Raw genomic sequence first — 26,028 nt, 5'->3', positions numbered from 1 at the left:
CTCCCGCGACCGCTTTGCTTGCCTTAGCACTTCAGCGTGCTCGGCGCTTGATACAGAATCAAGTCAGGCCGGTTGCACATGCACCACCATGGAGCAATGCGCGACCTGTTTCATCGGTGCATTATAAAAAAAGCGATGCAATGCAGAGCGGACGTCTTTAAGACCAGATTTGAAGTCAGGCACAGACCTGCCCTCTTGCAGACACAGCTTCAGGACAGATATTCAGAACCTGAAGGCGTCAACAAAATCTACAAGGAACTAGGTCATGCCAGATTCGAGCCGGAAGCCAGAAATCTCCACGGCAACCATGGACGGTATTCTGGGCGGGCGCCGTATGCGCAGAACACGCGCCACGGACTGGTCACGCCGCATGGTCAAGGAGACCACGCTGACGGTAGACGATCTGATCTGGCCGATCTTCATCGTCGAGGGCACCGGCGTTCGCCAGCCTGTTGCCTCCATGCCCGGCGTGTTCCGTCTGTCAATTGATGAAGCCGTGCGCGAGGCCACAAAGGCCGCAGAACTCGGCATTCCGGCGATCACGTTGTTTCCTTATATCGACAATGATCTGCGCGATGCAGTCGGCTCTGAAGCCGTCAATGACAAGAATATCATCTGCCGCGCCTGCGCCGCCATTTCCGCAGAAAAACTCAACATCGGGATCATCGTCGATGTGGCGCTTGATCCCTATACCTCGCATGGCCATGACGGGTTGATGGATGGCAACACCATTTTGAATGACGAGAGTGTCAATCAGCTTGTGCTTCAGGCCCTCAATTTTGCGCAAGCGGGGGCCGACATCATCGCGCCGTCGGATATGATGGACGGGCGTGTTGCCGCTATCCGCATGGTGCTTGACGAACATGACCTGCATTCAAAGCAGATCATGTCATATTCTGCCAAATATGCGTCTGCCTACTATGGACCCTTCCGGGATGCCATTGGCACACGCGGCGCCTTGAAAGGTGACAAGCGCACCTATCAGATGGACTACGCCAACACGGACGAAGCGCTGCGCGAAACAGAGCTGGACATTGCCGAAGGCGCCGACATGGTCATGGTCAAGCCCGGCCTGCCCTATCTCGATGTGCTGTCGCGCATCAAGGACACCTTTGCGGTCCCCACCTACGCCTATCAGGTATCGGGCGAATACGCGATGATCGAGGCGGCCCATGCCAATGGCTGGATCGACGGTGACAAGGCAATGCTCGAAAGTCTGATGGCCTTCAAGCGTGCTGGAGCCGACGGCATCCTGACTTATTTTGCCCCTCGCGTTGCCACCTTGCTGGCCAAGCATTTTTAAAAACTGGACACCGCACCATGACCACTGACAGCACCACCCGTCCCGACCCTGCCCAGATCACCTTTGAGGGAATTGAGAAGGCCGCAAGGATATTGGATGGTGCCGTCATCAAGACGCCCTGTCTGCCAGCGCCACGCCTGTCCCGCCTGACGGGTGCAGACGTTTTCGTCAAATACGAGAACATGCAAGTCACCGGCTCATTCAAGGAGCGAGGCGCCCTGGTCAAGCTGGCAAGCCTGACCGAGGAAGAGCGCAAGCGGGGCGTCATCGCCGTTTCGGCTGGCAACCATGCGCAAGGTGTTGCCTATCACGCCAGCCGCCTCGGCATCCCGGCGACCATCGTCATGCCTGCTCTGACGCCTTTCGTAAAGATTTCCAGCACTCGCGACTTCGGCGCGGAAGTCGTGGTCATCGGTGACACGCTGGCGGAAGCCAAGGAAGAAGCCGACCGATTGGCGGCAGAGCGTGGCCTGGTCTGGGTGCACCCTTATGATGACCCGCATGTGATCCACGGACAGGGCACGATTGCCAAGGAAATGCTCGAGACCCAGCCGGATCTTGACGCCATGGTGATCTCGGTGGGCGGTGGCGGCCTGATTTCCGGTATGGCAACCGCTGCCAAGGCGATGAAGCCGGACCTCGAAATCATTGGCGTGGAAACCGTGCTGTATCCGGGCATGTGGGGTGCGTTCAACAACCAGACGGTGCGGTGTGAAGGGCCGACAATTGCCGAAGGCATTGCCGTGCGAGACGTTGGCCTTTTGACCCGGAAGTCGTCAAGGACCGGGTGGACGATATCATTCTGGCGGAAGAAAGCACGCTGGAGCGTGCCATCAACGCCTATCTGACCCTGCAACGCACCATTGCCGAAGGTGCTGGTGCGGCGGGTCTGGCAGGTCTTCTAACCGATCCTAAACGCTTCGAGGGTAAGCGTGTCGGGCTGGTGCTGTGCGGTGGCAACATTGATCCGCGGCTGATTTCAAAGATCGTCGTACGCGAACTCTCCCGCGATGGGCGCATCGTTTCGATCCGCGTAGACACACCTGATCGACCGGGGGTCCTCGGAGACATCGCCACCATTGTCGGTGATATGCAGGGCAATGTTGTCGATGTGGCCCATCACCGACTGTTCCTGAATGTACCCGCCAAAGGAGCGACGCTGGACGTCACTTTTGAAGCCTTCAGCCGCGAACACGGACGCCAGATTGTTCAGGCTCTGGAAATCAAGGGCTACACGGTCCACGTCCTGGATGTTGCTCAGGCCATGGGCTGATATCATCACCATTGCCGTTCTCAAGTGGTGTCAGGAGACCGGTCTCAAATCACCGCATGGAAGGACAACGACAACCGAAACAGACCTCGCTCATCCCTAGGTAATCTCACACCTTATGAATTCGCATTGAAAATGACTTTGCAAACACAGTCCGCATGAGACCAAAATCAACCAAAGGCCTCCACGCTAAAGTGGAAGAGGATCGGGTCTCAGGTCAAAATCTGCGAGACCATTGGCTTGTAGCCCATGAATCCTTATATTTCCGGGATGAAAGCGGCGCAGACGCGTGACGCCACAGGAGAAAACCATGACTGACGTGTACACAGTACGATCCGCCAGCCGTGACAACACCGACCCTTATGACAATCCACGCGCCTATGATGGGGTGCGTACACGGCGTATCTTTGCCTTTTTCATGGATGTCATCGCCATTGCCTTGCTAACATTGGCCGCCGGGCTCGTTGTGTTCTTCCTCGGCATCTTCACCCTTGGGCTGGCCTGGATCTTCTATGCCTTTCTGTGGCAAGCGGTTGCCCTGCTCTACACGGCCTTCTCATTGGGTGGCATCCATTCTGCAACGCCGGGCATGCGCGCCATGGGCCTGACAATGCGGCTGACCAATGGACAACGTCCCTACCCGCTGCTGGCGGCAGTTCATGCCCTGCTGTTCTGGTTTTCCGTATCGCTGCTAACGCCTCTTGTGCTGCTCGTGTCGCTTTTCAGCAATCGCAAGCGTCTCTTGCAGGATCTGCTGCTTGGGTCCGTTGTCGTCAACGCGGACGCTGTCTGAGCCGCGAAGCGCACTCGACTGTCCCCTCATATCTTTTGGTCCTTTCAACGGCTTCAGCCTTACCTGATAACAATGCAAGTCCGCTCTCTCACGCATGATTTCTCTGCAGATCATGCCATCTGCGATGACCTTAGCCAGACAACCAAGGGATACATGCGCGCAGAGTGTTTTTTCCCGTTTTATCCAGACGCTGCATAATTTAAGTTCGTCGAGGTGGCCCGCAACGGGCGCGACGGTTCTCCATCACGGGCGGGTAAATGCAAGCAATCGATATTCCAATGACGTTGACCTTCCTCGTGCTGGCGTCGACTGTCGTTCTGTATGCTTGGGAAAAGTATCCGATCGAGCTGGTCTCGTTGGGATCCGTTGTCACCTTCATGGTCATCTTCACTGTCTTTCCGACAGGCACCGGCGACAATGAAATCACGCCGTTCAAGCTTCTGGCAGGCTTTGCCAACCCTGCCCTTGTGACCGTTATCTGCCTGCTGATCATCGGCCAGGGACTGTTCCACACCGATGCGCTGGAAAAACCGGCGCAATTGATCGTGCGATGGAGTCGCGGGCGCTCGCAACTGGCCAGCATTCCCGTCCTCATTACCGTCGCCGTTCTCAGTGCCTTTTTGAACAATACCCCGATTGTGGTGATGTTCCTGCCGATTCTCAGCACCGTGGCCGCCACCCTCGGGCGTTCGCCCGCACGGGTTCTCATGCCCTTGTCGTTCATGGCGATCCTTGGCGGCATGACCACGCTGATTGGCTCTTCCACCAACCTTCTGGTTGCCAATGTTGCGGCTCAGTCCACCGACGTGAAGCTCGGGTTCTTCAGCTTTACCGTCATCGGTGTGATCATTGCCTCCGTCGGCAGTGTTTATGTGCTCACACTGATGCCGCGCCTGCTCAAAATCCGCAAGACGATGGCGGACGAGATGAAAAGCGGATCGGGCAAGCAGTTCATCGCCGAAATCAACATCACACACGATCACCCGCTCGTGGGGGTTGAATCTGTGTCCGGCATGTTCCCCGAACTGAAAGACATGACAGTCCGGCTGGTGCAGCGCGGAGAAAAACCGTTCCTGCCTCCCTTTGAAAACGTCAAGCTGAAGCATGGCGATACTGTCATCGTTGCCGCAACCCGCAACGCGCTTGCCAAGGCATTGTCGCAGCGCAATCCCATTCTGGATGCCGAAGGCGCCGAAGCCTCGGCCGCCCAGGACACCAATGGATCCTCGCCGCCATCCATGACACTCGCCGAAGCCGTCGTCGCACCGGCCTCGCGCCTCATGGGCCGCACGCTGCCGCAATCCGGCTTTCACGCTGAAACCGGATGTCTGGTGCTGGGCATTCAGCGCCGCAGTCGCATGCCCCGCATGGCCATGAGCGATATTCGTCTGGAAGCGGGAGACGTACTGCTGATTGCCGGGGGGCTGAACAGATTGCTCGCCTGCGCGGCAATCGCGATGTGTTGTTGCTGGACTGGTCGGCTGCGGAACTGCCACGCCGCCGGCTGGCACCGCGTGCCATTGCCATTTTTGGTGCGGTCGTTATCGCCTCGGCCTTTGGTGTCCTGCCCATCGTTGTGGCGTCCGTGGTCGGCGTCTTCGCCATGCTCGTGTCCGGATGTCTCAACATTCACCAGGCCATCCGCGCTATCGACAGCCGCATCTTCATGCTGGTGGGATCCTCCCTCGCCGGGGCCGTCGCTTTGACGCAGACTGGAGGCGCCGAATTTATCGCGCAAGGGATGGTGCATCTCTTCGACAATCAGCCAACGCCCATCTTGCTGTCGGCGCTGTATCTGATTGTCATGATTCTCACGAACTTTTTATCGAACAACGCAGCCGCGGTGCTCTTCACGCCAATCGCCATCGACATCGCGAAACAGACAGGACACTCTCCCGAAGCGTTTCTGGTCTGTCTCATTTTTGCGGCAAACAGCTCATTCGCAACGCCAATCGGCTATCAGACCAACCTCATCGTCATGGGTCCGGGACATTACCGCTTCTCCGACTTCCTGCGCGCCGGGACGCCACTCGCCATTATTTTGTGGTTGACCTTCTCACTGGTCGCTCCATGGTATTATGGATTGTGACGGATCAATAAAGGCGACAAGACCACGTGACGCGGCACCCCACAGACCAACCACAATTCTATCTGACGGCGCCCGCCCCCTGCCCGTATCTGGCTGACAGGCAAGAGCGCAAGGTCTTCACCCACCTTATTGGCGTGCAAGCTCCGGCCCTGAATGACGTGTTGACGCAAGGTGGCTTCCGGCGCAGCCAGAACATCGCCTACCGTCCGGCGTGTGAAGCCTGTCGTGCGTGCATTTCCGTGCGTGTCCGGGTTGCCGACTTCACGTGGACAAAGTCATTTCGCCGTCAATGGAAGAAGGCTTCGCGCCTGATTGGCGAGCGCCTGCCCGCTATGCCATCGTCCGAGCAATATGATCTGTTTCGAGCTTATCTGAGTACACGCCATGAGGATGGCGGCATGACCGACATGAGCGTTCTGGACTACGCCATGATGGTGGAAGACACGCATGTCGAGACGATGGTGGTCGAATATCGCCGCCGCGGAGCTGACACCATGATCAATAGCAAAGGTGATGGCCCACTGCTAGGTGTCGCCTTGACAGATGTGCTGTCAGATGGCCTGTCGATGGTCTACTCGTTCTTTGATCCAGAGGTGAAGGATGTCAGTCTTGGCACCTACATCATTCTGGAACACATCGAGCGGGCTCGTCAGATGGGACTGCCCTATGTCTATCTGGGATATTGGGTCGCTGGCTCAGACAAGATGGCCTACAAGGCCAGGGTTTCAGCCACAGGAGTATCTCGGCCCGACGGGCTGGAGCTCTCGGCCGATGGATTGATTGCTTCATGTCAGGAGGAACCAACTTCGGCCCCAGACTTCAAGCGCCGAGTTCTTCCTGGATCGACGCAAAGACGTCGCGAAACATTTCGCGCGTCAGGCGGCCTGTGTTGGTGTTGTAGCGAGAGCAGTGATAGCTGTCATACATGATCAGATTGCGCATGCCGAGATCATGACGTGCACCGTGAGCGAACTTGAAGGCAGCCCGCCGTGCACCGACTGCGGTCAAGAAAGTCTCATGCGCAATACGGCCAAGAGACAGCACTACCTGAATCGTCGGATTGGCATCCAACGTTGACAGCAGGAACGGCCGACAGGTTTTGATCTCATCACCGGTTGGCTTGTTCTGAGGTGGCAGACAGCGCACCGCATTGGCGATCATCGCATGGCGCAATTCAAGTCCATCGCGCGGATGTGCCTGATAATCGCCTTGCGCAAAGCCGAAATCAATCATGGTTTCGTAAAGAAGATCGCCAGCGTAGTCGCCGGTAAAGGGACGCCCCGTGCGGTTCGCTCCCTTCATGCCCGGAGCAAGACCGACTACCAGCAAACGCACATCTGACGTTATCGGCTTGAAGGTTGGCACCGGGGCATTGAACCAATCCGGATGGGCTTCATTCAGCTCGTCGCGCAGCGCGACGAGCCTCGGGCACCAATTACAATCCAGTGGCGGATCAACCGGAAAGTCTTTCAAGCGATCAGACACGACTTAGTAGTTATCGTCGTCGTCATCAGCATCATTGTCGACCGGAGCCGGACGGGCCGGACGTTCGGACGGATCGCGGCCGACCTTGTTGGACAGGCTTGCCAGATCAATGAAATGGTCAGCCTGACGACGCAGATCGTCGGCAATCATCGGCGGCTGAGTCTTCAGCGTTGAGACGACCGAGACCTTGCGGCCTTTGCGCTGAAGCGCTTCGACCAGCGACCGGAAATCGCCATCGCCCGAGAACAGAACGATGTGATCTACATGATCCACCAATTCCATTGCATCCACAGCCAGTTCGATGTCCATGTTGCCCTTCACCTTACGGCGACCAGCAGAATCAACGAATTCCTTGACAGGCTTGGTCACGACTTTATAGCCGTTGTAATCGAGCCAATCGATCAGCGGACGAATGGACGAATATTCCTGATCTTCGATCAGTGCCGTATAATAATAGGCCCGCATCAGATAGGCCTGTCCCTGAAATTCCTTCAGAAGCCGCTTGTAGTCTATGTCGAAACCAATTGCCTTCGCCGTCGAATACAAGTTCGCCCCATCGATAAATAAAGCAACCTTTTCCCGCGCATCAAACATCCTCAAGGGACCTTTCTTATAATCTTTATCATGTACGCAGCCTGTTGAAACGTTTAATCAGCCTGACTTCAAAGCTGATTCTAAGTGACAAAACCTTGCCGCAGAAAAGGCTGACAGGATTTCTCGTTTCTATTCTTGTAAAAGCTACGCTAATTTCACCCGCAAGCCCCGGTTCTTATTATTAGGGGCCATCGCAGTCATATAATGACAAATTCGCTTCCCGGCAATGCATTCACGCCACTTTGCAGCAGTGCGCCTTGCCAAGTCACGATTTTCCTACATAAACAATACGCCTTCTTCGTGAAAATAACGAAACTGCGCTTGAATTGATCGCTTTCAGGGTTGCTTTGACAATATACGCCCAGTATATGCTGATCAACAAGGATCCCTATTTTATGGAGACGTCGTATGGCGCGTGTGACTGTCGAGGATTGCATCGACAAGGTCGAAAACCGGTTTGAGCTGGTTCTTCTAGCTGCTCATCGCGCTCGCATGATCTCAAGCGGTTCGCCGCTGACTATCGACCGTGACAATGACAAGAACCCGGTTGTTGCTCTTCGTGAGATCGCCGAGCAAACGGTAAATCCCGAAGATCTGAAAGAAGATCTCATCCACTCACTGCAAAAGTATGTGGAAGTTGATGAACCTGAAATGGAAGCCGTTCCGTTGATGCCGTCTTCCGGCTCGCAGAACGCAACGCAGGTCAATCAGGTTGACGACAATCAAGTCGAATTCGACCGTATGACCGAGGAAGATCTTTTGCGTGGCCTTGAAGGCCTTGTCCCACCAGAGCGGTCGGACGACGTTTGATCAAATCATCAGGGCTGTGCTCCTGTCGAGCTGGCACAGCCCTGATACTTCCTGCGTTTTCTCATTCATAAAACCACTGCCTGCCAGGGTTGAAAGCTCGCCTGTGAGTCGCCACCGGCCATGATGCGCCAATACGAACTCGTTGAACGAGTTACGCGGTACAATCCGAATGCTGACGAGGCCCTCCTCAACAAGGCCTATGTCTATGGTATGCAGAAGCATGGCCTTCAGACACGCGCGTCCGGTGACCCCTACTTCTCCCATCCTCTCGAAGTTGCCGGCATTCTGACCGACATGCGTCTTGATGACGCCACGGTTGCCGTTGCTCTGCTGCACGACACGATCGAGGATACAGATGCGACCCGCTCCGAGATCGACAGCCTCTTCGGTGATGAGATCGGCAAGCTTGTCGAGGGGCTGACCAAGATCAAGCGGCTGGACCTTCAGTCTCGCAAGGCCAAACAAGCCGAGAATTTCCGCAAACTCCTGCTGGCCGTCTCCGATGATGTGCGCGTGCTGCTCGTCAAACTGGCAGACCGGCTGCACAACATGCGCACCCTGCATTATATGCCGGAGCACAAGCGTGGCCGTATTTCCGAAGAAACGATGGAAATCTATGCGCCGCTCGCCGGACGCATGGGCATGCAGGACATGCGTGAAGAGCTTGAAGCGCTCGCCTTTCGCAATCTGTATCCGGAAGCCTATGAGACGATCACCACGCGCCTGACCGAATTGCGCGACAACAACAAGGAACTCATCAACGATATTGAGAACAAGCTCACCGAGCTTTTGCAGCAAAAAGGCATGGCGGCGATCGTCAAGGGGCGTGAAAAACGGCCCTACTCGATCTTCCGAAAGATGCAGCAAAAGTCGATTGCGTTCGAGCAGCTCTCCGATATTTACGGGTTCCGCATCACAACCGGCACGATAGAAGCCTGTTACCGGGTTCTGGGCGTCATCCACACCACCTTACCAACAGTTCCCGGACGCTTCAAGGATTACATCTCCACACCCAAGCAGAACGATTATCGCTCGATCCACACCACGGTGGTCGGCCCCTCGCGCCAGCGCGTCGAGCTGCAAATCCGCACAAAAGACATGGACCGGGTGGCGGAACTCGGCATCGCCGCGCATGCTCTCTACAAGGACGGCGAAACCGGCGGTCGCAACATCGCCAAGCACACGGACGATTCTGCACGCCTATGGTTGGCTGCGCCGGACCATCGACCTTTTGTCTGAAGGCGACACGCCGGAAGAGTTCCTGGAAAATACCAAGCTTGAGCTGTTCCACGATCAGGTGTTCTGCTTTACGCCCAAGGGGCGCCTGATTGCGCTGCCGCGCGGGGCAACGCCGATCGACTTTGCCTATTCCGTGCATACGACCGTGGGCAATACCTGCGTTGGCTGCAAGGTCAACGGCAAGATCACGCCGCTTGTTGCCGCTTTGAAGAATGGCGACGAAGTCGAGATTATCCGCTCGCCTGCTCAAACCCCCCACCTGCATGGGAAGCCATCGCGGTGACCGGCAAGGCGCGTGCGGCCATCCGTCGTGCCTCGCGCGAATCTGTGCGCAAGCAATACAGCGCTTTGGGCGAGCATATTCTCAAACGCGCCTTTGCGCGTGCCGACAAGCCTTATTCAGACGATCTGCTGCACGCCGCTCTTGATGAGTTCAAACAAGCCTCCGTCAAGGAATTGCAGGCAGCCGTCGGCCAAGGCGATCTGAGCGCCCACGCGGTGCTCAAGTCTGTGCATCCGGATTATCAGGACGAGCGCGCGCTCCACCTTGGTCCCGCGCCGGAAGAGGGCTGGTTCGGTCTTCAGAAAGCCTCCGGCCTCAAGTTCCGTATTCCGATCACCGACCTGCCTGAACATGATGAGACAACGGCCCATAATGCTCTGCCCATCCGTGGCCTGAGCGGCGATGTGCCGGTGACCTTCGCCCCCGATGGCGGAGCGGTCCCGGGGATCGCATCGTCGGCATTCTGACCCCGACCGAAGGCCTGACGATTTATCCAATCCAAGCCCCTGCCTTGCGCGACTTTGAAGACCAGGGCGAACGCTGGATTGATGTTCGCTGGGACATTGACGTCGACAATCCGCAACGTTTCCCGGCCCGTATTGCCGTTTCCGTGCTCAATGAACCTGGGTCTCTGGCAATGATCGCCCAGGTCATCAGCGAAAGCAGCGGCAACATCGATAATCTCAAGATGAACCGAAAAGCGCCTGATTTCCATGAGATGCTTATCGACTTGGAAGTCTGGGATCTGAAACACCTCAATCGGATCATCAACCTTCTGAGATCGAAGCCGAATGTTTCGGATGTTTCGCGTGTTAACGGGTAGGCCTGCAACCTATCGGGTTCAGGACGAACTGAACGACAAAGGCTTGTCGAGATCGCTCCCATAAGCCTTCTCCGGGCAATCTCGCGTTGACTGCGGATACACACGGCAGACGGACACGACCTGAGGCGAACACTGCTCAAGGGAGACTTAACCTCACGGGGTGTATTTCCTTGAAGGAGCAATGGTTTCCTCATACATATCCTGCAAGGTTCCTGAGGATGTCATTCCGGCTCGCAAGGGGCTTGCCGAGCTGTTTAGCACTCAAGTTCAACCCAGAAGATCCGATCACTCCCGGTCTTTCAAGTTCAAAGCGTTCCTTATGCTCTTCCGCCGCCGCACCCCACCCTCTCCCTTAGAACGCATGCGGATTGCCGTATGGCCTCGTCGGGGCTGGAGCCGCACGACGCGCTACTATTCCAAGCGCGTGTTGCGCCTGACTGCCACTCCCCATGCCATTGCTCTGGGGTTTGCGACAGGTGCGTTTGCGTCGTTTACGCCCTTCATCGGCTTTCATTTTCTAATCGGCTTTGGCCTCGCCTATCTGATTGGCGGCAATCTGATTGCCTCGGCTCTTGGAACATCTGTCGGCAACCCGCTGACATTTCCCCTCATTTGGGCTGCGACTTATAAGGTCGGCAGTCTCATCCTGCGCGGTGAGGCCGGGAGCATTCCGGAAGGGGCCAGCCATCACATCAAAGACCAGCTTCTGACACGCTCGCTTGATACGATCATTCCGCTGATCAAGCCGATGGTCGTCGGAGCAATCCCCATCGGGCTGGTGGTCGGGACCATTTGCTATGTGGTAATTTACAAGAGCGTGCAGATGTACCAACAGCGGCGCAAGAAAACCCTGACTGGCAAACGTAATGCTGCCACAAATATGACTTTCAACGAGCCGCATAACTCCTGACAAGCATACGCCAGTGCCCCCTGCTGGCGCATCGTGTCATCATCCATTGCCTGCACGAGAGCGGAAGACAGTCTGATGATCCTTGGTATCGGCAGCGACTTGATAGACATTCGACGGATCGAGAAGACATTGGACCGGTTCGGCGAGCGCTTCATCAACCGGGTCTTCACCGACGTGGAACGCGCACGCTCGGAACGGCGCAAAGAGCGCGCCGCCTCTTACGCCAAACGGTTTGCCGCCAAGGAGGCCTGCTCCAAGGCTTTGGGGACCGGCTTGAGCATGGGCACCGCCTGACGCTCCATGGGCGTGGTCAACCTGCCATCTGGAAAACCGACTATGGCCCTGACCGAGAAGGCTGCCAAACGGCTGGAAGCAATGACGCCGGACGGTTTCAAGGTCGTGATCGATCTGACAATTACCGATGATTATCCATTGGCGCAGGCCTTCGTCGTCATCAGCGCAAGGCCGGTCGATTGGCCCGATCCGCCCATGCTGCCCTGACAATCGTGTTTTTGACAATACAATGAGCCGCGAACAAGTCGGGTTTGCACAATTGCAAGCCTCGACACAAGTCTATAAGAGTTGCCCAAAGCCCGTTGACACTTCAGACGCTGCCCCGCTTGCGTGCGCCTGTGTTTTCACCGTCACAAACAGGCTGGACATTGAACTGCTGACCGAGCGCACGAGCGCTGACTAGGTTTAAGACAAGGACGTACAAAGCGTGAAAACTACCAAGAAGAACAACGATGGCGGTCTTTACGAAACCATCAAGGTTATCGTTCAGGCCCTTATTCTGGCGCTGGTCGTTCGTACCTTTCTCTTTCAACCGTTCAACATCCCATCGGGCTCGATGAAGGACACATTGCTGGTCGGTGACTATCTGTTCGTCTCCAAGTTCAGCTACGGCTATTCCAAGTATTCCTTCCCCTTCGGCATGGCGCCCTTCTCGGGCCGCATCTTCGGCTCGCAGCCAAAGCGTGGCGACGTGATCGTGTTCAAGTTGCCGAAGGACAACAAGACCGACTACATCAAGCGTCTGATCGGCCTTCCGGGCGACACGATCCAGGTCAAGGATGGCGTGGTTTATCTCAATGACAAGGCTCTGCCGCGCAAGCGCATCGACGATTTCGTCGAGGAAACACCCTATGGCGTACGCCGCGTCGAGCGCTATCGTGAAACACTGCCAAACGGCGTGTCCTATGATACGCTCAACCTGACCGACCACGGCATGCTGGACAATACCCGCGTCTACAAGGTTCCGGCAGGACATTACTTCTTTATGGGCGACAACCGCGACAACTCGACCGACAGCCGTGTTCTCAGCGAAGTTGGTTATGTTCCCTATCAGAACCTGATTGGCAAGGCAGACATCCTGTTCTTCTCGGTTCGTGATGGCAAGCCTGCGTGGATGTTCTGGGAGTGGCCATGGACGGTCCGCTGGGATCGCATCTTTAAAACGCTCTGACCACACGACTTTTTGGAATCAAGGACCTTACTCATGTCTCGTCGGAGCAGCGATACCGTGTTTGCCAACCTGCAAACCAGGCTGGCTTACCGGTTCAACGACCCGGACCTGCTGATCATGGCCCTGACGCACGCGAGTGCCCTGGACCCGTCTCAAAATGTCGCTGAAAGCTATCAGCGCCTTGAGTTTCTCGGCGACCGTGTTCTGGGCCTCGTTGTTGCCACCATGCTACATGATCACTTTCCCAAGGCCGATGAAGGCGAACTGGCCCGCCGCTTCAACCACATGGTGAAGCGGGAGACCTGTGCGGAAATCGCCATCGAACTGCAAATCGGCGAAGCCATGCGCATCGGCCAGAGCGAAGCGCAAACCGGAGGACGCCAAAAGGGTGCGCTTCTGGCCGATATTTGCGAATCCGTCATTGCCGCCATTTACCTCGATGGTGGTTTTGCCGCTGCCGAAGAATTCGTGAAGCGGCTGTGGGAGCCACGTATGCTATCGTGGAGCGGTCCGCTGCGCGATGCGAAGACAACTTTGCAGGAATGGGCTCAGTCCCGCGGCCTGCCCACGCCACGTTATGATGTCATCAGCCGCGACGGCCCCGACCATGCGCCCCAGTTTTCTGTCGGTGTGACAGTGCTTGGCCTGACGCAGGGCGTTGGTGAAGGCGGATCGAAACGACTGGCCGAACAAAACGCGGCAGAAACTGTTTTGCGCCGTGAAGGCGTTTGGAATCAATAGGACCTGACTTGAACGACAACACGCACGAGACACGAGACGACGCGCACGATCTGACGACGCTTGCGGACGGCGAGAGCACGTCGCGCCCGCTCGACACTCACGACGAAACCCAAGCCAAGACTGCTGACAACGACAGCGCTGCTTTGGATGATCGCAACGAGATTGCCACAGATGACGCTGGCGCGGGGGATGCCGGTGCAGACGCAGACGATCTTGAAGACGATGACATGATCGTTGGCAAGCCACGCTTCGATATGCCTCTGCCTGCCCCGTTAAGCGACATGCCGGAGAATACCCGCGCAGGCTTCATTGCACTGATCGGTGCGCCCAATGCAGGCAAATCGACGCTGATCAACCAACTTGTCGGTCTCAAGGTTTCCATTGTCACGCACAAGGTGCAGACAACGCGGTCCATCATTCGTGGCGTCGCGATGCATGGAACATCACAGCTTGTCTTCGTCGACACACCAGGGATCTTTACGCCCAAGCGCCGTCTTGATCGTGCCATGGTCGACACCGCCTCGGGTGGTGCGCGAGATGGTGACGCAATCGCTCTTCTGGTCGACGCACGCAAGGGTCTGGATGATGAAACGCGCCAGATCATGGAACGTCTGCGCGACATCAACACGCCCAAGGTTCTTGTTCTCAACAAGACCGATGTCGCCAAGCGTGACAAGCTTCTCAATCTGGCCCGCGATGCCAATGAAATCGTCGCCTTTGAAGAGACGTTCATGATTTCCGCCCTGTCCGGGGACGGCACCCAGCAGGTGCTGGACTATTTTTCCACCAAGGTTCCCGAAGGCCCTTGGCTTTACCCGGAAGACCAGCCTTCCGATTTGCCAATGCGTATTCTGGCGGCAGAAATCACCCGTGAAAAACTGTTCGAGCGCCTGCACCAGGAATTGCCGTATATCTCCACCGTCGAGACCGAACGTTGGGAGCAGCGTAAAAACGGCTCAGTCCGCATTGAGCAGACAATCTATGTCGAGCGTGACAGCCAGAAGAGCATCGTGCTGGGCAAAGGTGGCCAGACGATCAAGCATATCTCTCAGGCCTCTCGCAGCGAATTGACTGACATCGTTGGCGCTCCTGTGCATCTGTTCCTCTTCGTGAAGGTGCGTGAGAACTGGGCCGATGATCCGGAGCGGTATCGCGAGATGGGTCTGGAATTTCCGAAATAGGCGCTCCGCCTTTCGCATTCACCGGGCTATGATCACCTATGGAGTGGACAGAAAACGGTATTCTTCTGGGTCTGCGCCGCCATGGTGAGCGCGACAGCATCGCTGATGTGATGACAGAACATCACGGGCGCACGCTCGGTCTTGTGCGCAGCGCAAGATCACGGCGCAATGCAGCCTTGCTTCAACCGGGAAATGAAGTAGCCGCCACTTGGTATGCCCGCCTTGCCGATCAATTGGGCACCTTTCGCCTCGAAGCGCTGACGCTGAATGCCTCGGATATGTTCGCTTCTCCCGTCGCATTGAACGGCTTTCAACATGCAGCCAGTCTGCTGCGTCAATTGCCCGAGCGCGACCCACACCCCAAGCTCTATCACGCCCTGAAGATCGTGCAGACCAACCTGCATGACCCCTTGATCGTTGCGCCGCTTCTGGTGCATTTCGAGATGCAGATACTGGCGGATTTAGGCTTTGGACTGGACTTGAGCACCTGTGCAGCCACCGGGCGTCAGGATGATCTGACGTATGTCTCGCCCCGCTCCGGGCGGGCAGTCAGTCGCGAGGCTGGAGAACCCTATAAGGACAAGCTTCTGCCCCTGCCCGATTTTCTCGCCGAAGGCCAGCGACAGGCGGGCGGGGAAATCAGTTTTCGAGAAATTGCGGACGGATTTCGCATGACCGGTTATTTTCTCGATCTCTTCCAACAGCAACACGCCCCACTGGCTTCGACACCGCAAGTCCCTTCATCCTTGCAAGACCTGCGAGAGACGCTTTTGAAAAGTCTGCAAAAGCACTTTCGCGCGCATCAGCCGTGGGATTTCATCGACGAAGAGACAGCTTGAACATTCGCCTTGCGGCCATATGGCATCGCGATAAGACGATGTCCGGACAGATGGACACAGAAAAAGGGGAGCCGCAGAGTGGCATCCCCTTTTCAATCAACGTGATATGGCAACGTGATCCGGGTGGCTTAAGCCACCCGCGTCACGAGACGCCACTCAGTTGGCAATCGGAGCATCGATCACGGTGCCCGGACGCTGCACGATAACACCGTCGTGGTCACGCTGCTGATTGATAAACACTGAAGTCCGACTGTCGCGGGTCATGTTGACCTTGCTGGCCTTGGGCGTATCAATTCGACGGCCTGGCTTCACGAACACCACTCCATCGGCATCGCGTTCCTGATTGACATAGAGACCACGATTGCCCTTCATTCCCATGGCGCCTGCTTCAGGCGCCTGAATGTTGGACTGAGGCGTGGTTACAACAACACCGTTGTGATCGCGTTGCTGGCCAATGAAGTTCCCATTGGCTGCGAAAGCGGACGCTGGGGCTGCGATAAGTGCACCAACCATTGCGAGGGCTGCAGTCTTTGTCTTAAAGGTCATGATGTACCTCCGTTTTTTTGGTTTTAACTGCCGATCATCGCCGGCACTCCCTCATTTGGGTCGAACGGACATTCATCTCAAGGGTTTTTTGTCAAGTTTATTTCGAAGTTTTTTCGGAACTTTTTCAGCCCCGTTTCCTATTCTTCAAATCGTGGAAAATCCTAGGGTTTTCGAGGCATGAATGTGGCAGGCAATTGTTTTGTGCCGCGAAAAAGAATAGCAAGGAGTCATGGGAAAAGATCTGATACCACCCGGTGGGGTTGAAGGCATCAACCTTCGTGACGCTCTTGAGGAGCGCTACCTCGCCTACGCGCTTTCGACGATCATGCACCGCGCCTTGCCGGATGTCCGTGACGGACTGAAACCCGTCCATCGTCGGCTGCTGTATGCCATGCGTCTGTTGAAACTGGACCCCGGATCCGGCTTCAAGAAGTGCGCCCGCGTCGTCGGCGACGTTATTGGTAAGTATCACCCGCATGGCGACGTGGCCGTTTATGACGCCCTCGTCCGGCTGGCGCAGGATTTTGCGCAGCGCTATACCCTGATCGAAGGACAGGGCAATTTCGGCAATGTCGACGGCGACAGTGCCGCCGCCATGCGGTACACTGAAGCTCGCATGACAGATACGGCGCGCCGCCTGCTGGACGGTCTGGACGAGAACGCTGTCGACTTCCGCGAGACCTATGACGGCGAAGACAAGGAGCCGATCGTTCTTCCTGCGGGCTTTCCAAATTTGCTCGCCAACGGTTCTTCCGGCATTGCTGTGGGCATGGCAACGTCCATTCCCCCGCATAATGTGCATGAACTCTGCCTCGCCTCGCAGCACATCATCGACAATCCTGACTGCGACGGCAACGATCTGCTTGAGTTCATCAAGGGACCGGATTTCCCGACAGGCGGGCTTTTGGTGTCGGATCAAGGCAGCATCCGCGAAGCCTACGCCACGGGGCGCGGCAGTTTCCGCGTTCGCGCGCGCTGGGAAGTCGAGGATCTGGGTCGCGGCCAATGGGTCGTCGTCGTCACCGAGATTCCCTATCAAGTCGCCAAGTCACGGTTGATCGAAAAGATCGCCGAACTGCTGATCGCGCGCAAGTTGCCGCTTCTGGAAGACATCCGCGATGAATCCGCCGAGGACATTCGTGTCGTCCTCGTGCCGCGCTCGCGCAATGTCGATCCAGCGTTGCTGATGGAATCGCTCTATAAGCTCACTGATCTCGAGAACCGCTTTTCACTGAACATGAATGTCCTGTCCGGCGGCCAGGTGCCGATGGTCATGGGTGTCAAGCAAGTGCTGCGTGAATGGCTTGATCATCGCAAGGTCGTTCTGGTGCGACGGTCTCAATACCGTCTGGATCAGATCAACCACCGGCTGGAAGTGCTGGCCGGGTATCTGGTCGCTTATCTCAATCTTGACGAAGTGATCCGCATCATCCGCGAAGAGGATCACCCAAAGCAGGAACTAATCCGAACGTTCGAGCTGAGTGATGTTCAGGCCGAAGCCGTATTGAACATGCGCCTGCGCTCCTTACGCAAGCTCGAAGAAATGGAAATCCGCAAGGAACACGACAAGCTCTCCGAGGAAAAGGAGAAGCTCTTGCAATTGCTTGGCTCCGATCGGCGCCAGTGGACACGCATTGGCAAGGAAATTGCCGACATTGCCAAAGCCTACGGCCCTGAAACAGAGATTGGCAAACGGCGGACCGACCTGATCGAAGCGCCCGAACATGATCTGCAAGACATTCATCAGGCGATGATCGAAAAAGAGCCGATCACGGTTATCATTTCTGAAAAAGGCTGGATTCGTGCGCTCAAAGGGCATCAAGCTGATCTTGCCAGCCTGTCGTTCAAGCAAGGGGATGCGCTGAAGTTCGCATTCCACGCCGAGACAACCGATAAGTTGTTGCTGTTATCGTCTGGCGGACGGTTCTTCACACTGGGCGCCGACCGGTTGCCCGGTGGGCGCGGCCACGGTGAGCCCTTGCGTCTGATGATCGAGATGGACGAAGCTCAGGACATCGTCAATGCCTTCGTCCATAAGGCGGGCCGGATGCTGGTGATCGCCAGCAACGAGGCACGTGGCTTCCTGATCCCGGAAGATGATGTCATCGCCAACACCCGCAAGGGCAAGCAGGCGCTGAACCTGACAACGCCAGCCGAGGCGGCGATCTGCGTGCCCGCTGAAGGGGATACTGTTGCCATCATCGGCGAAAATCGCAAGCTGTTGGTTTTCCCTCTGGCGCAGGTGCAACAGATGTCACGCGGGCGCGGCGTGCGCATGCAACGCTACCGGGATGGCAATGTCTCTGACTTGAGGGTTTTCAAGGCAGACGAGGGTCTGACCTGGGTGGACAGCTCCGGCAGAACCTTCAATCGTTCCATGACAGATCTGGCCGATTGGCAAGGTGACCGCGGACAGGCAGGCCGCCTCCCCCTTCCGGCTTCCCTCGCACCAACAAATTCGGCACACCAACATTCTGAAAAGAGAGGCAATAGCCTCCCTTTTCATGCAATGAAGATCTAAAGAATCTTGTCAGTCACGACGTGAAATGCTTTCCTGCACACATCGGGTTGACGATCCTAACTCCCGTGGATCTGTTCATAGAGCTTCGGCATCATGCGGGTAAAGCCTTGCACAGACCCGAGACAAAAAAACAGTTTCTTGCACGCTTTCAGGATCGTCTTGCGGCCTTTCCGAGGACTGACCAGCCAAACAGCGCTGCCGAGCACAAGCCCTGCCATTCCGCCCAAAAGACGACCAGCCACCTTTGGTAGGAGGCGAACAAAAGCCTTCTCCCGTCCGAACCTTTGGCGGCCGATATAAGCCTGAGCCGCGGCAACCGCCTGAGCCCGCTTGATTTGATAGGACAACGTCAGTCGGCTGTCTGGAACCGTCTCTCGCGTCACGGCGTCGGGGACCCAAACAATCTTGCCCCCACCATCCGTCACCCGATGAAAGAACTCCATAGTCAGTGCCCCCACTGAAGCGCATTGCTTCATTGAACCGCAGACTGGAGCGCACGCCATTGACCAAATTTGCGTTGAAAACAACATTATCTGTTCCAGCAGACGTCATCCTGCTGCCGGCTGCACGCTTATTGCGAGGACCTTCAAAAACCCATGCCAACTTTGCCCCATCCGCGGGGCTGGATTGGGTCCACCCGTGATAGACATCTGCCGGCCATCGCCGACATGCAACGGCCATCTGCTCAAGCCAGGCTGGCATCAACTTCTTCATCATCATCAATGAAGCCAATCCAGTCGGCTCTTTTCTGAAGGGCTGCTTCAAGCGCTGTGTTCCGCGCATAAGGAATACCCGCCTTGGGCTGATGTACATGCGTTACAGAGATATGCGGTGCGACGAGTTGCGAAAGCTTTGCTCGCTCCGTCTCTTCAAAAGCCACTTCGTTATTGTCGCAAATAATAAGGGAGAGCCGGAACTCAGGCACCAGCACCATGTCGGCAAGAGACGCCAGTGCACTGGCGCAACATCGCCGACCGCCCACGTGTACAGATCGCCAGAACAAGATGATATTTAACTGGTGACGGGTACGAACCAACCGGTACTTCCATCAGGAGTGTTCTACCGGACTGACTGCGCTTCTCCAGCATTTTCAGAATCCGCAAAAATCGAGAAAAAGCCCGGGTCGTGGCAAAAGCAAAGCCTTTCCACCCCGCAAAGATGAACCGGCGAACGATGAGGTATTTGAACATCTCGACCGGCAGTTCTGTGACCAGCCGCAAGTACAGGGTCCAGAGAGATTTCTCATCTTGTGTCGAGGCTGCAAGATCAGATGTATAGTTGAGCTTGGATATCGCATGCGCCCAGCTTCTGAAGGAATAATGAAACTGGCGGGATTTCAGTACACCAGTCTCATAACCCTCATCCACCTCAACCCGGTCGTAAGAGGGCTCAAGTTTCACTCTGGAATGGTCAAGGTCATACAGTCTTGGGACCTTGCGATAATCCGCGAAAAGACGAGGCTTCTGATCTCCGGGGAGCACCATCGTGTTGCGCACGAGAAAACAGGCTGCTCCCGGCTCTCCCATTTCAAAGAGCGTCAGAATTTCATCCCGTAATTCCGGCGTCACCACCTCATCGGCATCGATATAAAAAATCCAATGATTGCGACACTGAGCTTCACCGAAACTGCGTTGTGGCCCGAATCCAGACCAAGGATGCTCTATGATCCGAGCGCCATAACTCCGTGCAATCTCAATCGTGTTATCGACGGACCCTGAATCGATGACGACAATCTCTCGCCCAAGATCTTTGACTGATCTCGAGTGTTCTGGCTATTCGATCTCCCTCATTCAGAGTACGGATCAAAACAGAAAGAGGGGCCGGTTTCGCCACCATTTGAAAAAGCTCTGATTATCATTGTTTATTGGTCTCATATCGGTACAAATGGCTCGAAAATCAATGACTTCAAAAAGTGAAACAGAGGAAAAGGCTAAGTTTTCATGAGTGAAGTGCTGCAACAACACACTATCAGCCTCTGCATCACGAGTTGCGGCCGGGCAGACCTGTTGGAAAGAACACTCGACAGCTTTCTCCCTGATCATGCGCATCACTTTGCACAAATGCTTGTCATTGATGACGCTGGATCTCAGGACGTCAAAACCTGGCTTGAAACCAACTATCCAAAAGTCGAAACCATATTGAACGCGCCTCAACTGGGGCAAATGCGAGCCATCGACAAAATGTATGCTCGCGTTACCTCCGATCTGATTTTTCACGGGGAAGACGATTGGCTTTTCGAGCGAGGCGACACTGTTCCCGCCTGCTTGAAAGTGCTCGAAGCGGAACCCAAGGTCAGCGTGGTCTGCGTTCGCAAGCTGTCGGACCTGCAAAAGCAGTTTCAAGCCAATTGCATTCGCAAGGAAATCGATGGCATCAACTATGCTCTGATGCCTGTCGATATTCACCCGGAATGGCTTAGTTTTTCCTTTAATCCTGGCATGACACGCAAGAGCCTTTGGGAGACATACGGCCCCTACGCCCAACACAAGACGGAAGAACGGATCTCCATGGTGATGAAACGAGACGGGCTGATGGTCGCCTTTCTGGATCCAGGAGCCTGCGAACATATCGGCGGTGGGCAACATGTCGACGATCCGAACCAGCCCAAACGCGCGAAGACCTTCCCACAGCGGATGAAGCGCTCACTCCTTAAACGTGTCAGGCGAGTGGCGCGAAAATTTGGCTAGGGACGTTTAAATCAATCTCACACGCACCCAGCCAGATGCAGCCTCATCCAGGCACCGGGGGGCATGCCGAACGCGCGGCGGAAGTGCCGCGTCATATGGCTTTGATCGGAGAACCCCGCCTCGCTGGCGGCAGACGCAAGCTCGACACCTCTCAACAGAAGGTGTTTGACCCGCTCCAGGCGACGCATAATCTGATACCGGTGCGGGCTGGTGCCGAAACATGCCTTAAATTGACGTGACAGCGTATAGCGATCCATTCCAGTGACCGCCTCAAGATCGGGCGAGCGCACAGACTTCGCAAGATTGTCGCGCAAAAACGAACTACACCGCGTCAACGCTGGAAGGTCCAACGCCGTCTCACTGCTGCGCCCAGACGCCAGACCACCTGCATGTTGCGTCAATCGCATGACAACATCGCTTAAGAACCCTTCCAGCCAGAGCGGCTCAAAATCGACGTCCAGATCTGCCAGAGCTTCACATAGACTTTGTCTGAGCATCGGGTCCGTCAGGATCGGGTCCCGAACGAATGGCAAGGTGTGCAAACCAGTGCCTAGCGCGCCCCGCAAAAGTTCAGGGGGCACATAGATCATACGATAGCGCAGACCAGCATCCGTTCCTGCCCCGCCATCGTGCAGCTCATCAGGGTGCAAGACAAGGATCTGCCCCGGCATGGAAAACCGGCTGCTGCCGCGATAGTGGAAGGTCTGCACGCCGCGCAGTGTCAGCCCCAGCGCGTAGGTATCGTGCCGATGAGGTTCATAGCCGTTTCCAAGCAACTGCGCCTCTATCCGCTCCAGCCCGTCAGTCCCGGGCGCGATACGCAAAGCGTTTCCGCGGCTGCACAAACGTTCTATATCCAAACCTCCCTCCGCAGATAGTTTGCGCGCTGTTTCATCACCGCAAAAGCCGCGAAGGGAATTTCCATCCATGTTTGAAACCAAATTCGTTATTGTCATTCGAGAGGATCTCGCCGTTTGGCAAAAACTCAATGTCACGGCATTCCTCTCCAGCGGCATCACCGCCAGCAAGCCTGACATTATCGGCGAAGCCTACCGGGATGGCGCGGGCAATGTCTACAATGCAATGAGTGTCCAACCAATCATTGTCCTGAGCGCGGACGCAGCAACCTTGGCGAAGATCCAGCAGCGTGCTTTCACGCGCGATGTCATCACATCGACCTATATCGAAGAGATGTTTTCAACCGGCCATGATGCGGCAAACCGCGAGGTCTTTGGTCAGTTCACCCCTGAAACAGCGAAACTCGTTGGCCTTGCGCTGCACACCGACAAGAAGATTGCCGACAAGATCACCAAGGGTGCCAAGATGCACGCGTAATCCGCAAAACTCTTCAAGTGACAGACAAATCGTACATTCTTGCAAGTGGACGCGTCTCACGACGTAGAGACTGGTACAGGTCCAGCGCGCAAGCGAAACGGATCATACCCTCGATTGTTTTCCAAGCCCTGCCCATTTTGTCATGAAACTGATGCATCATCACACATGTCATAACCATGACAACTCAAGTAGACCTGTTGAAAAGCGCGAGGCCTTGCGCTTTTCTCCGGGAGAACACAGAAAAAACTCCCATGCCCCGGGCTACGACCATGCAACGCTTAGGCTTCAAGCATGGTGAGCACAGCGAAACCCATATATTAACGCGACACTTAGCCAACTGATCTGCAAAGAAATCTCGGCCAACACAGAATCGACAATGATCCTGCGCGCCCAAGCCAACTGACTATCCAGTCGAAGAAAGCGTCGCCGTAGTGAAGGACCGTTCTGTGGATCTCTTGCGCAAAACCATCGCATAACTCAAGGCGCAGCGACGGGCCTGTCACGGAAAACCCACCGACAGTGCACGGCTTATCCGAAATTTTTCAACACCCGTGCTTTTTCGCGATTCCAGTCGCGTTTCTTTTCCGTCTCGCGCTTGTCGTGCAGCTTCTTGCCCCGGGCCAGTGCTATCTCAAGCTTGGCGCGGCCATCGTCATTGAAGTAGATCTTCAATGGCACGATGGTCTTGCCGTCTTTCTGCACACCACCGGAAAACTTACCGATTTCGCGTTTATGCAAAAGCAGCTTACGCGGCCGCCGTGGCTCGTGATTAAAGCGGTTCGCCTGCACATATTCTGGAATATAGAGATTATAGATCCACATTTCGCCGCGATACTCTGCGGCATAAGACTCTGCAATATTCGCCTTACCGTTGCGCAGCGACTTCACTTCAGTGCCCTGCAACTCAATCCCTGCCTCAATCACGTCTTCAATCTCGAAGTTGAAGCGTGCCCGGCGATTGTCGGAAATGATTTTCTGGCCCGGAGGCGCCCCCCGTTTTGAGGCCATGTGTCTTCCTTTTCCCCGGGACAGCATCTCTGCTGTCCCGGCTTTTGTCACTTGTGAAGTATGCTACCTGATCCAACGCGCATCAGAGCACGTGGTTCAAAGGCCGGCATGTTCAAGCGCTGCATCTATTTCCCGTGCCGTTTCAGCGGTGACGGGAACAAGGGGCAAGCGCACTTCATTTGTCATTTTTCCAAGCGCTGACAGTGCATATTTTGCGCCTGTGGGGTTGGGTTCCAGAAACAGCGCCCGGTGCAAGGGGGCCAATCGGTCCTGAAATTCCAATGCCTTGGCAAAATCGCCTGCCGCACAAGCGTCCTGAAACTGCGAGCACAGCGCCGGAGCGACATTCGCAGTCACCGAGATACAGCCCGTTCCACCATGAGCGTTGAACCCCAGCGCCGTAATATCCTCGCCCGACAACTGAATGAAATCAGGTCCACACAGATGGCGCTGCATCGACGCTTTTGCAAGGTTTGCCGTAGCGTCCTTGACCCCCTTGATGTTACGGCACGTCTTGAACAGGTCAGCCATCGTTTCCGGCAGCATGTCAATAACGGACCGCCCTGGGATATTGTAGATGATGATCGGAATATCAATCGCCTGATCAATCGCCCGAAAATGCGCTTTCAACCCAGCCTGGTTCGGCTTGTTGTAATAGGGCGTCACCACCAGCACGGCATCGGCGCCGGCCGATTGAGCCGCCTGCGCCAAATCGATGGCTTCCGTCGTGTTGTTGGACCCGGCGCCAGCAATGACCGGAACACGCCCACCCGCCGCCTCGACACACAGCTTCAACAAGCGCTTGTGTTCATCATGGCTGAGAGTTGGCGTTTCCCCGGTGGTTCCCACTGGCACGACGCCGTGGGACCCCTGTTTTATCTGCCAGTCAACGAAGTCCTGAAAGCCTTTCTCGTCAAGCGCTCCGTCCTTGAACGGGGTCACAAGCGCAGGAATCGAGCCTCTAAACATTTCAGTTTCCTTACATTGACAAGTACAAATTCGACAGGGGTTGACCTGCCTGAGCGGCAACATAATCCGCCCGTTTCACCGGGGCAATGACTAACACCTGTGCGGCACGATTTCCCGACAGTTTCAAGTTGCTGAAATGGATTTCGTCCCCCACGATCCTCATTTGGGGCTAGGATTCAAAGCAACCATTACCAAATCCCGGGAGACAAACATGACAAGCATAGAGATGCGATCCAGTAAGGACCCGATCACCCGGACCTCAACCTTCACATGGGAAAGTCCCGACGGATTGGCGCTTTCCGGCCAGGGCCTGGCGCCCGATGACCACGGAAACATCCAAGGCCCCACCTCTTGTCTGTCTGCCGGGGTTGTCGCGCAATACAAGAGATTTCGCAGTGCTGGCGAAAGCACTTCAAAGCCAAAACCAACAGGTGATTGCGCTCGACTACCGTGGCCGCGGCGGCAGCCAATGGGATAGCAACTGGCGAAATTATTCCATTGATGTCGAGGGCCGTGATATCGACGCGGCCGTGACGACCCTGGAACTCGAGAAATTTATTGTCCTTGGCTCATCACGCGGTGGACTGCATGCCATGGCGATGGCTCAAAAGTATGGTCCCGAGCGGATGTGCGGCATTATCTTGAATGATATTGGCCCGGTTATCGAAGCTAAATCTCTGGCGAGACTGGCAAAAACCATTGGCGTTACCATGCGCTTCGACAGCCTGGAAAGCTATGCACGTGGACTTGAAACGGCGCTCGGAACACAATTTACGACACTGCAGAGCGCGGATTGGCAAAGACTAGCCCAACAATTGGGACATACGACTGGCAAAGGCTTCGTGCTGGATTATGACCCGGCCCTCGGCAACACGCTGCAACCTGCAGATGAGGGAAGCGATCACCTTCTGCCAACGCCGGATCTTTGGCCTTTGTTCGACACCCTGAAACGGTATCCCCTACTCGCGCTGCGTGGTGAGAATTCTGACCTCTTGAGCAACGAGACCTTCGCAGGGATGCAAGAGCGCCACCCGACGATGCAGGCGATGACCATTCCCAATGAAGGTCACACGCCATTGCTGTGGGATAGCACGACACAAACCGCGATCGCGGATTTCGTCAATCGCTGCAAGTGAC

23 protein-coding genes and 5 pseudogenes are annotated in these 26,028 nt (G+C 55.8%); 19 read left to right on the top strand and 9 right to left on the bottom strand.

What is annotated here, in order from left to right:
- Positions 1-265 precede the first annotated feature (265 nt).
- The 7 genes and pseudogenes from hemB to AC0L7U_RS17790 all read left to right on the top strand — a co-directional run bounded on the left by hemB (position 266) and on the right by AC0L7U_RS17790 (position 6,235).
- Positions 266-1,303, top strand: a complete 1,038-nt coding sequence (gene hemB, locus AC0L7U_RS17820; protein WP_473692615.1) for a porphobilinogen synthase — start codon at positions 266-268, stop codon at positions 1,301-1,303.
- Positions 1,304-1,320: 17 nt separating this feature from the next.
- Positions 1,321-2,151 (top strand): pyridoxal-phosphate dependent enzyme, encoded by an 831-nt coding sequence (locus AC0L7U_RS17815; RefSeq protein ID WP_473692613.1) that lies wholly within the window; start codon positions 1,321-1,323, stop codon positions 2,149-2,151.
- Complete coding sequence (locus tag AC0L7U_RS17810) at positions 2,091-2,576, top strand: ACT domain-containing protein (protein ID WP_473692611.1); 486 nt, start codon at positions 2,091-2,093, stop codon at positions 2,574-2,576. The genes AC0L7U_RS17815 and AC0L7U_RS17810 overlap by 61 nt, the downstream gene beginning before the upstream one ends.
- 307 nt (positions 2,577-2,883) lie before the next feature.
- Positions 2,884-3,366, top strand: coding sequence for an RDD family protein (locus AC0L7U_RS17805; RefSeq protein WP_473692609.1), 483 nt, complete (start codon positions 2,884-2,886; stop codon positions 3,364-3,366).
- A gap of 257 nt (positions 3,367-3,623) precedes the next feature.
- Positions 3,624-4,739, top strand: a pseudogene (locus tag AC0L7U_RS17800) (SLC13 family permease); the annotation flags it as partial.
- Positions 4,691-5,455, top strand: a complete 765-nt coding sequence (locus tag AC0L7U_RS17795; protein ID WP_473692607.1) for an SLC13 family permease — start codon at positions 4,691-4,693, stop codon at positions 5,453-5,455. The pseudogene AC0L7U_RS17800 and the gene AC0L7U_RS17795, both read left to right, overlap by 49 nt.
- 26 nt (positions 5,456-5,481) lie before the next feature.
- A pseudogene (locus AC0L7U_RS17790) lies at positions 5,482-6,235 on the top strand (arginyltransferase).
- A 39-nt stretch (positions 6,236-6,274) separates the two neighbouring features.
- On the opposite strand, the gene AC0L7U_RS17785 reads toward AC0L7U_RS17790, so the two are convergent.
- Together AC0L7U_RS17785 and AC0L7U_RS17780 are read right to left on the bottom strand one after the other, a co-directional pair.
- The gene (locus AC0L7U_RS17785; protein WP_473692605.1) at positions 6,275-6,940 is read right to left on the bottom strand and encodes a uracil-DNA glycosylase; all 666 of its coding nucleotides are present in this window, start codon (positions 6,938-6,940) and stop codon (positions 6,275-6,277) included.
- 3 nt (positions 6,941-6,943) lie between these two features.
- On the bottom strand, positions 6,944-7,534 hold the full coding sequence (locus tag AC0L7U_RS17780; protein WP_473695892.1) for a LabA-like NYN domain-containing protein: 591 nt from the start codon (positions 7,532-7,534) through the stop codon (positions 6,944-6,946).
- 408 nt (positions 7,535-7,942) lie between these two features.
- Between AC0L7U_RS17780 and rpoZ the strand changes: the two genes are divergently transcribed.
- From rpoZ to recO, 8 genes and pseudogenes are all read left to right on the top strand, one after another.
- Complete coding sequence (gene rpoZ, locus AC0L7U_RS17775) at positions 7,943-8,344, top strand: DNA-directed RNA polymerase subunit omega (RefSeq protein WP_473692603.1); 402 nt, start codon at positions 7,943-7,945, stop codon at positions 8,342-8,344.
- A 120-nt stretch (positions 8,345-8,464) separates the two neighbouring features.
- Positions 8,465-10,689 (top strand): annotated as a pseudogene (locus AC0L7U_RS17770) (RelA/SpoT family protein).
- A 361-nt stretch (positions 10,690-11,050) separates the two neighbouring features.
- Positions 11,051-11,599 carry a DUF2062 domain-containing protein gene (locus AC0L7U_RS17765; RefSeq protein WP_473692601.1) on the top strand — a complete coding sequence of 183 codons (549 nt, stop codon included), beginning with the start codon at positions 11,051-11,053 and terminating at the stop codon, positions 11,597-11,599.
- A 75-nt stretch (positions 11,600-11,674) separates the two neighbouring features.
- Positions 11,675-12,100: pseudogene (gene acpS, locus AC0L7U_RS17760) on the top strand (holo-ACP synthase).
- 220 nt (positions 12,101-12,320) lie between these two features.
- Positions 12,321-13,064: a signal peptidase I gene (gene lepB / locus AC0L7U_RS17755; RefSeq protein ID WP_473692599.1), complete on the top strand. Its 744-nt coding sequence runs from the start codon at positions 12,321-12,323 to the stop codon at positions 13,062-13,064.
- A 33-nt stretch (positions 13,065-13,097) separates the two neighbouring features.
- A complete protein-coding gene (rnc, locus tag AC0L7U_RS17750) occupies positions 13,098-13,805 on the top strand; it encodes a ribonuclease III (RefSeq protein WP_473692597.1) in 708 nt (235 codons plus the stop codon).
- Between the two features lie 254 nt (positions 13,806-14,059).
- Positions 14,060-14,986 carry a GTPase Era gene (gene era, locus AC0L7U_RS17745; RefSeq protein WP_473695890.1) on the top strand — a complete coding sequence of 309 codons (927 nt, stop codon included), beginning with the start codon at positions 14,060-14,062 and terminating at the stop codon, positions 14,984-14,986.
- Positions 14,987-15,024: 38 nt separating this feature from the next.
- Positions 15,025-15,825, top strand: coding sequence for a DNA repair protein RecO (recO, locus tag AC0L7U_RS17740; protein ID WP_473692595.1), 801 nt, complete (start codon positions 15,025-15,027; stop codon positions 15,823-15,825).
- A gap of 156 nt (positions 15,826-15,981) precedes the next feature.
- Here recO and AC0L7U_RS17735 read toward each other — a convergent pair whose 3' ends face one another.
- Positions 15,982-16,371: a hypothetical protein gene (locus AC0L7U_RS17735; RefSeq protein WP_473692592.1), complete on the bottom strand. Its 390-nt coding sequence runs from the start codon at positions 16,369-16,371 to the stop codon at positions 15,982-15,984.
- Positions 16,372-16,600: 229 nt separating this feature from the next.
- Between AC0L7U_RS17735 and parC the strand changes: the two are divergent.
- Positions 16,601-18,849 (top strand): annotated as a pseudogene (parC, locus tag AC0L7U_RS17730) (DNA topoisomerase IV subunit A).
- 99 nt (positions 18,850-18,948) lie between these two features.
- On the opposite strand, the gene AC0L7U_RS17725 reads toward parC, so the two are convergent.
- From AC0L7U_RS17725 to AC0L7U_RS17715, 3 genes are all read right to left on the bottom strand, one after another.
- The gene (locus AC0L7U_RS17725) at positions 18,949-19,335 is read right to left on the bottom strand and encodes a hypothetical protein (protein ID WP_473692591.1); all 387 of its coding nucleotides are present in this window, start codon (positions 19,333-19,335) and stop codon (positions 18,949-18,951) included.
- Positions 19,336-19,577: 242 nt separating this feature from the next.
- Entirely contained in the window at positions 19,578-19,826 is a 249-nt protein-coding gene (locus AC0L7U_RS17720) for a glycosyltransferase (RefSeq protein ID WP_473692589.1), read from the bottom strand.
- Positions 19,810-20,583, bottom strand: a complete 774-nt coding sequence (locus AC0L7U_RS17715; RefSeq protein WP_473695888.1) for a glycosyltransferase family 2 protein — start codon at positions 20,581-20,583, stop codon at positions 19,810-19,812. Before AC0L7U_RS17715 ends, AC0L7U_RS17720 begins: the two co-directional genes overlap by 17 nt.
- Before the next feature lie 249 nt (positions 20,584-20,832).
- Between AC0L7U_RS17715 and AC0L7U_RS17710 the strand changes: the two genes are divergently transcribed.
- A complete protein-coding gene (locus AC0L7U_RS17710; RefSeq protein WP_473692587.1) occupies positions 20,833-21,579 on the top strand; it encodes a glycosyltransferase in 747 nt (248 codons plus the stop codon).
- A gap of 17 nt (positions 21,580-21,596) precedes the next feature.
- On the opposite strand, the gene AC0L7U_RS17705 is transcribed toward AC0L7U_RS17710, so the two are convergent.
- On the bottom strand, positions 21,597-22,403 hold the full coding sequence (locus tag AC0L7U_RS17705) for an AraC family transcriptional regulator (RefSeq protein WP_473692585.1): 807 nt from the start codon (positions 22,401-22,403) through the stop codon (positions 21,597-21,599).
- A gap of 103 nt (positions 22,404-22,506) precedes the next feature.
- On the opposite strand from AC0L7U_RS17705, the gene AC0L7U_RS17700 reads away from it, so the two are divergent.
- On the top strand, positions 22,507-22,914 hold the full coding sequence (locus tag AC0L7U_RS17700) for a DUF2000 family protein (RefSeq protein WP_473692583.1): 408 nt from the start codon (positions 22,507-22,509) through the stop codon (positions 22,912-22,914).
- A 528-nt stretch (positions 22,915-23,442) separates the two neighbouring features.
- Here the strand turns inward: AC0L7U_RS17700 and smpB are convergent.
- Together smpB and dapA are read right to left on the bottom strand one after the other, a co-directional pair.
- The gene (smpB, locus tag AC0L7U_RS17695) at positions 23,443-23,922 is read right to left on the bottom strand and encodes an SsrA-binding protein SmpB (protein ID WP_473692581.1); all 480 of its coding nucleotides are present in this window, start codon (positions 23,920-23,922) and stop codon (positions 23,443-23,445) included.
- A gap of 96 nt (positions 23,923-24,018) precedes the next feature.
- The gene (gene dapA, locus AC0L7U_RS17690) at positions 24,019-24,891 is read right to left on the bottom strand and encodes a 4-hydroxy-tetrahydrodipicolinate synthase (protein WP_473692579.1); all 873 of its coding nucleotides are present in this window, start codon (positions 24,889-24,891) and stop codon (positions 24,019-24,021) included.
- Positions 24,892-25,286: 395 nt separating this feature from the next.
- Here dapA and AC0L7U_RS17685 point away from each other — a divergent pair, with 395 nt between their 5' ends.
- Positions 25,287-26,027 carry an alpha/beta fold hydrolase gene (locus AC0L7U_RS17685; RefSeq protein ID WP_473692577.1) on the top strand — a complete coding sequence of 247 codons (741 nt, stop codon included), beginning with the start codon at positions 25,287-25,289 and terminating at the stop codon, positions 26,025-26,027.
- Position 26,028 lies beyond the last annotated feature (1 nt).

It is taken from the genome of Roseibium sp. 10G30-5 (assembly GCF_055809635.1).
This window is presented reverse-complemented; position numbering and strand designations above follow the sequence as displayed.